The sequence below is a fragment of the Mesorhizobium sp. M0239 genome, from assembly GCF_040321815.1.
Lineage (GTDB): Bacteria > Pseudomonadota > Alphaproteobacteria > Rhizobiales > Rhizobiaceae > Mesorhizobium.
This window is the reverse complement of record NZ_JAMYSG010000048.1, coordinates 19,736-31,764: the sequence shown is the minus strand read 5'-3', so window position 1 is coordinate 31,764 and position 12,029 is coordinate 19,736. Positions and strand designations below refer to the sequence as shown.

Genomic DNA, 12,029 nt, shown 5'->3' with positions numbered 1-12,029 from the left:
CATCGCGAACCTCCCGGCGCAAAGCACGCCAAACTGTTCGCGATGTCCTCGCACACCTGTTCGCGATGTCTCCGGTCCAAACAGGAGGGAGATCGGCAGCTTCGCCGTTTCGCCCGCCCTCCAGCGTTGAAAATTGACGAAGGCCGTCGTGACGTCCAATCTCCCCCCTTGCGGGGGAGATGCCCGGCAGGGCAGAGGGGGGTGTGAAGGATCTCTACTTCGGCGATGATGGCGGCCGGGCACCTCGAGCCGCTAATCATTGTGCCAGGCCTCCCTCTGGTTTCCATCCACGTCATAGCGCTGTAAATCCAATCGCGCGGCTGCAGGCCGTTCACCATTGTCCGGAGGTTTGCGTGTCCGATTTTGTGAAGGTCAGCCGCGACGGCGACGTCGCCGTCGTCACTATCGACAACCCGCCGGTCAACGCGCTGAGCTTTCATGTCCGCGAACCGCTGATGCAGGCGCTGGTCGAGTTGCGGGATGATGCTTCGGTTGCCGCCATCGTCATTGCATGCGCCGGCCGGACCTTTGTCGCCGGCGCCGACATCACCGAATTCGGCAAGCCGATGCAGCAGCCCGAGCTGCGCGCCATCGTGGCGACGCTGGAGACCATCGCCAAGCCGACGGTCGCCGCCATCCACGGCACCGCGCTCGGCGGCGGGCTGGAGCTGGCGCTCGGCTGCCATTTCCGCGTCGCCGATGCCGGCGCCAAGCTCGGCCTGCCGGAGGTCAAGCTCGGCCTGCTACCGGGCGGTGGCGGCACGGTGCGGTTGCCGCGCCTGGTCGGCGCGCTGAAGGCCTTGAAGATGGTCGTTTCCGGTTCACCGGTCGGTGCGACCGAGGCGCATGCCGCCGGTCTCGTCGACGCCGTCTTTGAAGGCGATCTGGCCACCCATGCCGTGAACTTTGCCAGGGAAATAGCCCGCAAGGGTGGTCCCTTCACGTCGGTGCGTGATCGCAATGAGGGGCTTAAGGAGACCGACCTCGCGGCTTTCGACGCCGAGGCTGCGGATCTTGCCAGGAAAGCGCGCGGGCTCGAGGCGCCGATCGCCTGTGCGCTGTCGGTGCGCAATGCCGTCATGCTGCCCTTCGATGCGGCGCTGGCGGCGGAGCGTGCGCTGTTCGTCAAGCTGGTCGCCAGCGACCAGTCGCGGGCGCAGCGCCATGTGTTCTTCGCCGAACGTGAGGCGGCAAAGCTTCCCGGAAAAGACATCGTCAAGCGCAGGATCGCCCGCGTCGGCGTCATCGGCGCCGGTACGATGGGCGGCGGCATCGCCATGGCCTTCGCCAATGGCGGCTACCCCGTCACCATGCTGGAAACCAGCCATGAGGCGCTGCAGCGCGGGCTGGCGACCATCGACAAGAACTACTCGGTGTCCGTCACGCGCGGCTCGCTGACGGCAGATGCCAAGCGCGAGCGCCTCGCCCTGTTCAAGGGCTCCACCGACTATGCCGATCTCGCCGATTGCGACCTGATCGTCGAGGCGGTGTTCGAAGACATGGCGGTCAAGAAGGAGGTGTTCGGCAAGCTCGATGCCGTGGCCAAACCGGGCGCGATCCTCGCCACCAACACCTCCTATCTCGACATCAACGAAATCGCCGCCTCGACCTCGCGGCCGCAGGATGTGCTCGGTCTGCATTTCTTCTCGCCGGCCAATGTCATGAAGCTCTTGGAGATCGTGCGTGCCGAGGTGACCGCGCCCGATGCGCTGGCCACCGTCGTCGATCTGGCGCGGCGGATCGGCAAGGTGGCGGTCGTCGTCGGCGTCTGCCACGGCTTCGTCGGCAATCGAATGCTGGCCGCGCGTGGCGCCGAATCCGAGGCGCTGCTGCTGGAAGGCGCGACACCCAGCCAGATCGACCAGGCATTCACCGATTTCGGCTGGCCGATGGGTCCGTTCCAGATGGGTGATCTCGCCGGCCTCGACATCGGCTGGCGCAACCGCAAGGCGCGCGGTCAGACGGCCGTCATCGCCGATACGCTGTGCGAACAAGGGCGTTTCGGCCAGAAGACCGGCTGGGGGTTCTATCTCTACGAGAACGGTTCGCGTACCCCGGCCCCGGATCCGGAGGTCGAGGTGCTGATCCGCGACAAGGCCGCCGAGAGGGGCATCGCGCCGCGTGCGATCAGTGCGGAAGAAATCATCGAGCGCACGCTTTACCCCCTGATCAACGAGGGCGCCAAGATCCTGGAGGAAGGCATAGCGGCCCGTGCGTCCGACATCGATGTCGTCTGGGTCAATGGCTACGGCTTTCCCGTGGGCAAGGGCGGACCGCTGTTCTGGGCTGGCCTTGAAGGCCCGGCCAGGATCATCGAGCGGCTCGAATACTGGCATCAGCGGACGGGCAAGGATGTGTTCAAGCCAGCGCCGTTGCTGAAGCGGATGGCCGAGACCGGATCGTGGGAAGCCGGCGGTTAGGGGGCCTGCCGGATCCGCGCGTCGATGATCTCGACGAAACGTGCGAACAGGCCGGCCTGCGACTTGATCTTGAGCTTGCGATAGATGTTGCGCCGATGGACCTTCACGGTGCCCGGCACGATGCGCATGGCCCTGGCGATCGATTCCGTCGAATGCCCTTGCAGCACCAGGTCAACGACATGCTTTTCGCGTGGCGTCAGCGACAGGCTTTGCCAGATATGGGCGCGGTCGAACTCGTTGACTGGAGCGGTCGTCTCGTCCTGCTGCGCCTCTGCCGGTTCGTCGGTCGGAAGGATAGGCCAGCGCAGCCTGGCGAAGCTGATCACCGCCGGCGCCATGTCGCGCAGCAACCTGGCATCGGCGGTGCCGAACGGGCCCGAGGCGCGCAGCCGCATCAGCGACAGCACCAGCGCATCCTTGCCCGGCAACGGCACGAAGAAGCCGACCTCCTCGGCCAGCCTGGTCTGGCTGTAGTAGGAGCGGAAATACTCGCTGGCATAGAAACGGTCCGGCGCCAGTTCGCGCATGCGCCAGAACCCTTCCTTGCGCTCGACCGCAGCGTGGTGGAACGGGTCGAGCAGATACGGCCCCTCCTGATAGAGCGCGACGAAGACGTGGCTTTCGGCCGGCGAGAAGGTTTCGAACAGCAGCGGCGGGCGCGCCGCGCCGCGATAGCCGAACACCACGCAGTGGTCGAAGCTGACATGGAGCCGCAGCCAATCGACCAGCGCATTGCCGAACAGGTCGCCGCTGGTCTCCCGCGTCGCCGCGACGAGCGTGGCGAGCTGGCTGTATTCGTCGCTGCGGGACAATCCATACCCCCTTAAACGAGAAAATAGATCAGATATACCACCTCAGAGGTATATACTAGCCGCCATTGGCTCTGGTAGCGTCCCGATATTGCCCTGTTGCTGGAGCCATCAGCCTTGACCGCAGTGCCCGACATCGAGTTTCGCGGCGTCACCAAGCGCTATGGCGCGGTGACCGCGGTCAGCGGCATCGATCTCGCTGTCCCGCCCTCCGCCTTTGTCGCGTTGCTCGGGCCGTCCGGCTGCGGCAAGACCACCTGCCTGCGCATGATCGGCGGCTTCGAACAGCCGAGCGAAGGCCAGGTGTTCATTCGCGGCCAGGACATGGCCGGCACGCCGGCCTACCGGCGGCCGGTCAACATGGTGTTCCAGCAATACGCGCTGTTTCCGCATCTCGATGTCGAGGACAACGTCGCCTACGGGCTGCGTCAGGCGCGGCCAAGGCTGTCGTCGCGCGAGATCGCCTCAAGAGCGGGGGAAGCGCTGGAAATGGTGCGGCTCGCCGGCTATGGCCGCCGCAAGATCCACGAACTGTCGGGCGGCCAGCAGCAGCGTGTGGCGCTTGCCCGCGCCCTGGTCAACAAACCGGCGGTGCTCTTGCTCGACGAGCCGCTGGCGGCGCTCGACAAGAAGCTTCGCACCGACATGCAGATCGAGCTGCAGAACCTGCAGCGCGAGATCGGCATCACCTTCGTGCTGGTCACGCACGACCAGGAGGAAGCGCTGTCGATGAGCGATTTCGTCTGCGTCATGAATGGCGGCCGCATCGTCCAGCTCGGACAGCCAAGCGAGATCTATGACGAACCGGCCGATTTGTTCGTCGCCGATTTCGTCGGCAAGACCAATCTCTTGAGCGGTACCGTCGCCGGACATTCGGGCGATCTGGTGGAGGTGGCGCTCGCGAATGGCACCGTCATTGCAGCGCGCAAACGAACCGCCCTGCAGCAAGGCGAGGCCGTTTCGGTCAGCCTGCGTCCTGAATCGCTCAGTCTCGGCGCTCAGACAGGCGGCCCATTCAAGGGCGTCGTCCGCAACCGGATCTTCCTGGGCTCGACGGCGGAATACGCGATCGAGGTCCAAGGCATCGGAACGCTGCTGGCCAAGGCCGATCACCTGATCGGCCACGGCAATCTCTTCAAGCCGGGTGAACCCGTCGCCATCGGCTTTGCCTCCGGAACGCCGCTGGCGTTTGCGGAGACCAAGAACAACGGGGCCAACCAGAGGGTAGATAAACATGTCGAAATCATATCGTGACGGACTGCCGATAAGCCCCAAGAATTTTGTCGATCAGCTGATGCGTTTGAAGCGCGGCTCGATCGGCCGACGCGACTTTCTTGGCCTCACCGGCCTTGGCATTGCCACGGCGGTGATGGCGCGCGAGATCGGCATCATGCCGACACCGGCCTTTGCCGCCGAAAGCCTTGGCGACCGCATGTCGATCGCCACCTGGCCGAACTACCATGACCCGGCGACGTTCGAGAATTTCAAGAAGGACACCGGCGTCGCCGTCGAGGTCAACGTGTTCGGCTCCAACGAGGAGATGCTGGCCAAATTGCAGGCCGGCGCCTCGGGCTGGAGCCTGTTCGTACCGACCAACTACACGATCTCGACTTACAAGAAACTCGGCATCATCGAGCCGCTGGAGATGGCGAAGCTGCCGAATTTCGATGGCTCGCAGGAGGATCCGCGCTTCACCGGGGAAGGCACGATCGAAGGGGTGACCTATGCGGTGCCGAAGAACTGGGGCACCACCGGCTTTGCCGTCAACACCAAGAAGCTGACCAAGCCGATGACGAGCTGGAAGGAGTTCTGGGACACCGCCATGGCCGAAGGCGACAGCCGCACCATGGTGCACGACTACCAGCTGACCACGATCGGCAATGCGCTGAAATATTACGGCTACTCGTTCAACTCGCTCAAGCAGGACGAACTGGCCAAGGCGGAGGAACTGCTGCTGAAGGTCAAGCCGCATCTGTTCGCGGTCTCCTCCGACTACCAGCCGGGCATGCGCGCCGGCGACGCCTGGATGACGATGTGCTGGACGAATGACGGCGCGCAGCTGCATCGCGACATTCCCGAGATCGCCTATGTGCTGGGCAAGGAAGGCGGCGAGATCTGGACCGACTTCTACGCCATTCCGAAGGATGCGCCGAACAAGCCGGCCGGCTATGCCCTGCTCAACTATCTGATGAATCCGCAGGTGGCGGTGAAGGAGCACCTGGCCAATGGCGCGCCGTCGACCGATGCGCGGGTCAACAAGCTGCTGCCCAGGGAAGTGCTCGACAATCCGATCCTCTATCCGGCGGCCGACCTGTTGACGCCGCTGGAATTCGGCGCGGCGGCAACGCTGACGGATCCCGGCCGCGCCGAATTGATGGCGCGCTTCAAGTCGGCCTGAGCGACGGCCTCAAATTCTTTTCGGATAAGTTGACCGGCGGGTTCATACCCGCCGGCACGGGGCAAATCTCTCCATGCACGGCAGCCGTCTTCGCAGGAATTTTCTGACCGCCATGCTGCTCGGTCCGGCGACCGCGTGGCTGGTGGTGTTTCTGGTGCTGCCATTCATCGCCATCGCGGTGTTCAGCGTCGGTGAGCGGGCGCCGGAAGGCGGCTATCAGGCGGCTTTCACGTTCGCGCAATATGCCAACCTTCCGGCGCGGGCGACCGCCTTCTGGAACACGATGGTGCTGGCGCCGGTGGGAGCGCTCGCCTGCCTGCTCGTCGCATACCCGGTTGCCTACTACCTCGCTCTGCAAGCGCCGCAGCGCTGGCGGCTGATCTTGCTGGCGCTGGTCGTCATCCCGTTCTGGACCAGCCTTCTGATGCGGACCTATGCCTGGATGTATGTGCTGGGCGGGCGCGGCATTCCGGCATTGCTCGCTTACATCGGGTTCGAGGATGTCAGGCTGATCAACACGCCGGGCGCGGTGCTGCTCGGCATCGTCTATGGCTATCTGCCGCTGATGATCCTGCCGATCTATGTCAGCCTCGAGCGGCTCGACCGCCGGCTGCTGGAAGCCTCCGCAGACCTCGGCGCCACGCCGCTCTCGACCTTCCTCGGCGTGACCCTGAAACTGTCGCTGCCGGGCGTGATGACCGGCTTCTCGCTGGTCATGATCCTGCTGCTCGGCGAATATCTGATCCCGACGCTGCTTGGCGGCGGCAAGGTGTTCTTCATCGGCAACGCACTGGTCGACCTATTCCTGCAATCGCGCAACTGGCCGTTCGGATCGGCCATCGCGATCACGCTGGTGCTGGTATCGGTGGTGGTGCTGATTGCCGCCAACCGCATCTCGACCCGGGTTTCGGGCGCTCGCCGGGTGGATCTGATCTGATGCGCACCTTCGTCATTGCCGTCTTCGCTTTCCTCTATCTGCCGATCGCCCTGGTCGTGCTGTTCTCCTTCAATGCCGGCCGCCATGCCAGCGAGTTCACCGGCTTTTCGGTGCAATGGTACGGCAAGGCGCTGGCGAACCCGTTCCTGGTCGAAGCGCTGAAGAACAGCCTGTTCATCGCCACCACCAGCGCCTTGCTGGCGGCGTTCTGCGGCACGGCGGCGGCACTCGGCCTGGCGCGTGTCGGCATCAGAACACGCGCGGTATTCGATGCGCTTCTGGGCGCCGCGATCGTCGTTCCGGGCGTCGTCATCGGCATTTCGACGCTGGTCGCGCTCGTCCAGCTGTTCACGGTCGTCAATCCGTTCCTCGCCTCGATCTGGCCCGACGACCAGCCGCCGCGCCTGGCGCTCGGTTACGGCTCGATCATCGCAGCGCACGGCCTGTTCTCCATGGCGCTGGTGACGATGATCGTCGGCACGCGGCTCGGCAGCCTCGACCGCAATCTGGTCGAGGCGTCGAGCGATCTCTACGCCACGCCGTTGACGACGTTCCGCTCGATCGTGCTGCCGCAGATCATGCCGGCCATCGTTGCCGGCTTCCTGCTCGCTTTCACCTTTTCCTTCGACGATTTCATTATCGCCTTCTTCGTCGCCGGGGCGCAGACGACGCTGCCGATCTATGTCTTCGCGTCGATCCGGCGCGGCGTGACGCCGGAGATCAATGCTATCGCGACGATCGTGCTCGTCGCCTCCGTGCTGCTCGTGGTGCTTGCCCAATGGCAATTGCGCCGGCGCAAGCCGTCGAACTGAAAGTCGCATCATGATCCTCAAAGACCGCATCGCCGTGGTGACAGGCGCCGGCTCCGGCATCGGGCGCGCCGGCGCCATGATCATGGGCAGGGAAGGCGCGGTGGTCGTCATCGCCGACAGGGATCAGGCCGCTGGCGAAGCAACGGCTTCGGAGATGCGGGCAATAGGCGGGCAGGCCGAGGCGATCGCGACCGATGTCGCGGACGATGGGGCGCTGGAAAAGCTCATTGCCGGCACGATCGAGAGGCACGGGCGCATCGACATCCTGCACAATCACGCCGGCATCCAGGTCGGGGGAACGCTGACCGAGGTCGAGGTCGGCGGCATGGACGCGTCATGGCGGGTCAATGTGCGGGCGCAGTTCCTGGCGGCCAGGATGGTCATGCCGTCGATGATCGCACGAGGCAACGGCGTCATCCTGAACACCGCCTCCAATTCGGGTGTGTTCTACGACCGCGAGATGATCGCCTACGCCACCTCCAAACACGCGGTGGTGGCAATGACGCGGCAGATGTCGCTCGACTATGCCCGGCACAATGTCCGCGTCAACGCGCTCTGTCCGGGCTGGGTCGACACGCCGTTCAACGAACCGTTCATCGCCCAGATGGGCGGACGCCAGGCGATCGAAACCTATGTCCGCACCAAGATTCCGATGGGGCGCTGGGCCAGCGCCGATGAGATCGCCGAAGCGATCCTGTTCCTCGTCTCCGACCGCTCATCCTTCATGACCGGCCAGGCGCTGGTGATCGATGGCGGCGAAAGCATCGGCTGAGACCTATGCTTTCGTCATCAACCTCCTTTATTTCAGCGCCTTTCCAATACACTGCTCTACGACCTTCCTGGTGCCGCTGGTCGGCAGATAGGACTATGGTCCGGCCGGCATGGGACTTCAGTGCCATGGCCGATCAAGAGCGTTGATTTGTGTTAAATATCAATTAGTTATGGTGCCGGCGGGTTGTCAGATCGCGTATTGAGACAACATTTGTCTAAAGTTTACTCTGTACAATTAGTAATTCCTCATACGACGGTCGCCTAGCGGTGGGCGAAGGGCGGCGATTCCCCGAGGAGATTACCATGACAAACCGAAAAACTCTGTTCGCGGCGCTTGCCGCATTGGCGCTTCTGGCATCTCCGGCGCTCGCCGGAGCCGGCGGCAATGGCCACGGCGGCGGCAATGGCGGTGGCAACGGCAACGGCGGGGGAAATGCCGGCGGTAACGGCGGCAATAGCAATGGCAAGAGCGGCGCTTCGCACGGCAAGTCTTCCTCGGCTCGGGGGCAGGTGGCAAAGGCCAAAACGGATGACACCACGGTCGACAAAACCACAAAGGTCTCGTCGGTTCCCAAGGAGAAGAACATCCACGCCAAGCTCGGCCGGCTGAACTCGCTTCAGCGCAACATCAACGCCTATATGAACTCGAAGAGCAAGAAGTTCGCCGCCATCCAGGCTTTCGTGACGCAGTCCGCGAAAGCCAAGGTCGCCGAGGCCGCCGCTGAGGCGGCCCAGGAGAAGCTGGATGCGCTGAATTCTCAGTTGACCGCGCTGACGTCGCTGACGCCCGAGCAGATTGCCGCCATGACGCCCGAGGATCAGGCGGCCTTGCCTGGGAAGATAACGGATCTGCAGGCCGAAATCACTGCCCAGGAGGCAGAGGTCACCGCCGCCAATGAGGCGGCTGCCGCGGCAGAGGTCGGCACCGATGATGCATCGCTCGACGCGGCGCTGACGGACATGGCCAACAAGCCGGTCGACGACGACGTCACGGCCTGGGCCCAAGGGGTCCTTGCCGGCAAGATCGACCAGACGGCTGCCGCGATGGAAGCAGAAACGACGCCGTAACGACTTGCCGTTGAACGGCAGTAGCCAATCGAAGAAAGATGCCGCCGGACTTCGCCCGGCGGCATCTTTCTTTTTCCCGGCCATGGACTGGCATCCGGAGCTGGCGAGGTTCGAAACACTCAGACGTGCTTGCGGCCGCCGGTCGCGCGGAACCAGCTGTCGGGATAGGGATACCACCATTCCTGGATTGTCGGTTTGTGGTCGATGATCACCATTTTGGAGCGGCGGAAGGCATCCAGCCCCTGGCGGCCAAGCTCGCGGCCGAGGCCCGAGGCCTTCCAGCCGCCGAAGGGCAGGGCATCATTGTCGATCAGCGGGTTGTTGACCCAGACCATTCCGGCTTCGAGCCGTTCAGCCGCCTCGTGGGCTTCGGCCAGATCGGTGGTGAAGACAGAGGCGCCGAGCCCGAACGGGCTGTCATTGGCAAGCCGGATCGCCTCATCGAAATCCCTGACCCGGCAGATGGCGGCGACCGGTCCAAAGCATTCCTCGCGCACGATGGCCATGTCCGGGGTGACGCCGGTCAGGATCGTCGGCTCGTAGAACCAGCCGGTGTTGTGCGCAGGCGGGATGCGTCCGCCGGTGATCGCCTCGGCGCCGTGGGCAATGGCATCGTCGACAAGACGCATAACCTTGGCCCGCGCGGCTTCGCTGACCATCGGGCCGATCTCGGTCTTGTCCATGCCATTGCCGACACGCAGGGCACGCGTCTTTTCGGCGAACAGCGCGACGAAACGATCATGAACGGCATCGACCACGAAGAAGCGCTCGGCCGAGGTGCAGACCTGGCCGGTAAGGTGGAAGGCGGCGGTGACGCTGCCGGCCGCCGCGATCTCCAGTGGCGCGTATTGGCTGACGATCAGCGGATCGCTGCCGCCGGCCTCGATGACGCACGGTTTCATGCGCTCGGCGCAGGCCACCGCCACCGCCTTGCCGGCGGCGACCGAGCCGGTGAAGGCAACCGCATGGGTGCGGTCGGAGGCGATCAGCGCCTGTGCCGTGGCAGCGCCGCCGGGCAGGCAGGAGACCAGCCCCTCCGGCAGCGAGCGGAACACGGTCATGTAGTCCAGCGTCGACAGCGTCGTCGCCTCGGCCGGCTTGATGATGCAGGCATTGCCGGCGGCGAGCGAGGCGGCGACCGTCCAGCACATCAGCAGGATCGGGAAGTTGTAGGGCATGATGTGGACGGATACGCCATAGGGCTCGTAGCGCGCATACTGGAACGAACCGGCCTGTGTCGTGCCGGCGATCTTGCCGGCATCGTCGCGCGCCATCTCGGCGTAGTAGCGGAAGATCGGCGCGCAGTTGGCGATCTCGCCGATCGCTTCGGGGTAGGGCTTGCCCATCTCGCGCACCATCAGTTCGGCGCAGCGGGTGAAGTCCGCCGCCTCGATGGCGTTGGCGACGGCATGCAGGTGCTTGGCGCGGCTCTTGGCGTCGAACTTTTTCCAGGCGGCCTGCGCCCTGGTCGCCGCCGTGAGCGCGGCATCGATCTCGCCGTCGGTGGCCGCAGCGATCGCCCCGACGGTTTCCAGCGTCGCCGGATCGATCACCGGTTTGCTCGCGCCGGCCATCGGCTGGTAATCCGGATTGACGAAGAAGGTCGGCCGGTCAGGGGAGAAATCCATGGACATCCTCTCGGATCCGCTCAGCGGATCATGTAGACCTTCTTGATCGTCTCATGGACGGTGCAGACGCCCTTCCAGTCCTGCGGGAAGAAGGCCGCCGTGTCCGGTTCGATCTCGATGACTTCGCCGGATTCATGCACATAGGTGCAGCGCCCTTCGAGGAAGTGGCAGAACTCGTCGCGGGTGACATGGCAATGCCATTTGCCTGGTGTGCAGACCCAAAGCCCGCATTCGGAGCGGCCCTCCGGCCCCTTGTGCAGCAGCTTGCCCGATGTGTGGGACTGGCCCTCGATCATGGTCGGGATGACACCCCAGTCGACGAGGTCGGTAATAGTGAGCGGGGATTTCATGATGGGTGTGGTCATATCGATTTCCTTGAAAAGGGGGCTCACCGGCACATGAAGGCCTTGGTCAGCGTTTGCGTGATGATGGAGATGCCGGTCCAGCCGGCGGGAAAGAACACAAGCGTGCCGGCCTCGACCGGGATCTCTTCGCCGTCGTCATGGATATAGCTGCCACGGCCTGAGAGGAAATGGCAGAACTCGTCGGCGCCAAACGTGACCTTGCGCGTGCCCGGCGTACACGACCACAGGCCGCATTCGCTCGATCCGTCCGGGTTCTGGGACAGGATCCTGCCCGAGGCGCGCGGCGAACCGGAGAGCGTGTTGCTGCCCGCGCCCCAGTCCTCCAGTTCCACGCTCGAGGCCTTCGGCCAGTGCGGTGTCGGCATGTCGTTAAGCTCCGTGGTCAGGCCAGCATGTAGACGTTGCGCATGGTCTCATGCACGGTGCATTCGCCTGTCCAGCCAGCCGGGAACATGACCACAGTCCCGGCGGAGATTTCTATCAGCTCACCGACATCTGACCGGTAGGTCGCGCGGCCGGTGACGAAATGGCACAATTCGTCGCGCGGGATATTGAGGCGCCAGCGCCCCGGCGTGCACACCCAAATGCCGGATTCCGGCTGGTTGTTCGGGCCCTTGTGCACGAGCCTGCCGGTCGAGTGCGAAGTGCCTGACAATGCGTCGGGTTGGGCGCCCCAGTCGACGAGATCGGTTCGGGTGGAGGCGTGGTGGAGGTGTGGTGCGGAGGAGGTCATGCGGAGGCTTCTGCGCGATGGTTGCTATTCATATGCTGCGCCAGGGCACCCCCCTCTGGCCTGCCGGCCATCTCCCCCGCAGGGGTGG

Annotated in this window: 12 protein-coding genes; 7 read left to right on the top strand and 5 right to left on the bottom strand. The window is 64.3% G+C overall.

From position 1 onward, the window contains the following. Positions 1-353 precede the first annotated feature (353 nt). Positions 354-2,420 (top strand): 3-hydroxyacyl-CoA dehydrogenase NAD-binding domain-containing protein, encoded by a 2,067-nt coding sequence (locus tag NKI99_RS31750; RefSeq protein ID WP_352613402.1) that lies wholly within the window; start codon positions 354-356, stop codon positions 2,418-2,420. Here the strand turns inward: NKI99_RS31750 and NKI99_RS31745 are convergent. Further along, positions 2,417-3,232 carry a helix-turn-helix transcriptional regulator gene (locus tag NKI99_RS31745; RefSeq protein ID WP_352555538.1) on the bottom strand — a complete coding sequence of 272 codons (816 nt, stop codon included), beginning with the start codon at positions 3,230-3,232 and terminating at the stop codon, positions 2,417-2,419. The two genes, NKI99_RS31750 and NKI99_RS31745, sit on opposite strands and share 4 nt — an antisense overlap. 114 nt (positions 3,233-3,346) lie before the next feature. On the opposite strand from NKI99_RS31745, the gene NKI99_RS31740 reads away from it, so the two are divergent. From NKI99_RS31740 to NKI99_RS31715, 6 genes are all read left to right on the top strand, one after another. Continuing rightward, positions 3,347-4,483: an ABC transporter ATP-binding protein gene (locus NKI99_RS31740; RefSeq protein ID WP_352613399.1), complete on the top strand. Its 1,137-nt coding sequence runs from the start codon at positions 3,347-3,349 to the stop codon at positions 4,481-4,483. Next, positions 4,464-5,627, top strand: coding sequence for an ABC transporter substrate-binding protein (locus NKI99_RS31735; protein ID WP_352613397.1), 1,164 nt, complete (start codon positions 4,464-4,466; stop codon positions 5,625-5,627). Before NKI99_RS31740 ends, NKI99_RS31735 begins: the two co-directional genes overlap by 20 nt. A 73-nt stretch (positions 5,628-5,700) precedes the next feature. Continuing rightward, a complete protein-coding gene (locus tag NKI99_RS31730; RefSeq protein ID WP_352613395.1) occupies positions 5,701-6,564 on the top strand; it encodes an ABC transporter permease in 864 nt (287 codons plus the stop codon). After that, complete coding sequence (locus NKI99_RS31725; RefSeq protein ID WP_352442110.1) at positions 6,564-7,376, top strand: ABC transporter permease; 813 nt, start codon at positions 6,564-6,566, stop codon at positions 7,374-7,376. The genes NKI99_RS31730 and NKI99_RS31725 overlap by 1 nt, the downstream gene beginning before the upstream one ends. A gap of 10 nt (positions 7,377-7,386) precedes the next feature. Then, positions 7,387-8,148 (top strand): SDR family NAD(P)-dependent oxidoreductase, encoded by a 762-nt coding sequence (locus tag NKI99_RS31720; protein WP_352613393.1) that lies wholly within the window; start codon positions 7,387-7,389, stop codon positions 8,146-8,148. A 302-nt stretch (positions 8,149-8,450) separates the two neighbouring features. Continuing rightward, on the top strand, positions 8,451-9,215 hold the full coding sequence (locus NKI99_RS31715; RefSeq protein ID WP_352613391.1) for a hypothetical protein: 765 nt from the start codon (positions 8,451-8,453) through the stop codon (positions 9,213-9,215). A gap of 119 nt (positions 9,216-9,334) precedes the next feature. Here the strand turns inward: NKI99_RS31715 and NKI99_RS31710 are convergent, their stop codons facing one another. Genes NKI99_RS31710 through NKI99_RS31695 form a run of 4 tightly spaced genes read right to left on the bottom strand, consistent with a single transcriptional unit; the run spans position 9,335 to position 11,941 of the window. Continuing rightward, on the bottom strand, positions 9,335-10,843 hold the full coding sequence (locus NKI99_RS31710) for an aldehyde dehydrogenase family protein (RefSeq protein ID WP_352613389.1): 1,509 nt from the start codon (positions 10,841-10,843) through the stop codon (positions 9,335-9,337). A gap of 20 nt (positions 10,844-10,863) precedes the next feature. Continuing rightward, positions 10,864-11,208, bottom strand: coding sequence for a cupin domain-containing protein (locus NKI99_RS31705; protein WP_136618026.1), 345 nt, complete (start codon positions 11,206-11,208; stop codon positions 10,864-10,866). Between the two features lie 23 nt (positions 11,209-11,231). Then, positions 11,232-11,573, bottom strand: a complete 342-nt coding sequence (locus NKI99_RS31700) for a cupin domain-containing protein (protein ID WP_352442114.1) — start codon at positions 11,571-11,573, stop codon at positions 11,232-11,234. 17 nt (positions 11,574-11,590) lie between these two features. Continuing rightward, the gene (locus tag NKI99_RS31695) at positions 11,591-11,941 is read right to left on the bottom strand and encodes a cupin domain-containing protein (protein WP_352442115.1); all 351 of its coding nucleotides are present in this window, start codon (positions 11,939-11,941) and stop codon (positions 11,591-11,593) included. Positions 11,942-12,029: the final 88 nt, after the last annotated feature.

Excerpts from the sequence above, each read along its gene's own strand:
- NKI99_RS31700 (WP_352442114.1), bottom strand. The coding sequence starts at position 11,573 with ATGCCGACACCGCACTGGCCGAAGGCCTCGAGCGTGGAACTGGAGGAC.
- NKI99_RS31735 (WP_352613397.1), top strand. The coding sequence starts at position 4,464 with ATGTCGAAATCATATCGTGACGGACTGCCGATAAGCCCCAAGAATTTT.
- NKI99_RS31710 (WP_352613389.1), bottom strand. The coding sequence starts at position 10,843 with ATGGATTTCTCCCCTGACCGGCCGACCTTCTTCGTCAATCCGGATTAC.
- NKI99_RS31730 (WP_352613395.1), top strand. The coding sequence starts at position 5,701 with ATGCACGGCAGCCGTCTTCGCAGGAATTTTCTGACCGCCATGCTGCTC.
- NKI99_RS31725 (WP_352442110.1), top strand. The coding sequence starts at position 6,564 with ATGCGCACCTTCGTCATTGCCGTCTTCGCTTTCCTCTATCTGCCGATC.
- NKI99_RS31695 (WP_352442115.1), bottom strand. The coding sequence starts at position 11,941 with ATGACCTCCTCCGCACCACACCTCCACCACGCCTCCACCCGAACCGAT.
- NKI99_RS31705 (WP_136618026.1), bottom strand. The coding sequence starts at position 11,208 with ATGACCACACCCATCATGAAATCCCCGCTCACTATTACCGACCTCGTC.
- NKI99_RS31720 (WP_352613393.1), top strand. The coding sequence starts at position 7,387 with ATGATCCTCAAAGACCGCATCGCCGTGGTGACAGGCGCCGGCTCCGGC.
- NKI99_RS31715 (WP_352613391.1), top strand. The coding sequence starts at position 8,451 with ATGACAAACCGAAAAACTCTGTTCGCGGCGCTTGCCGCATTGGCGCTT.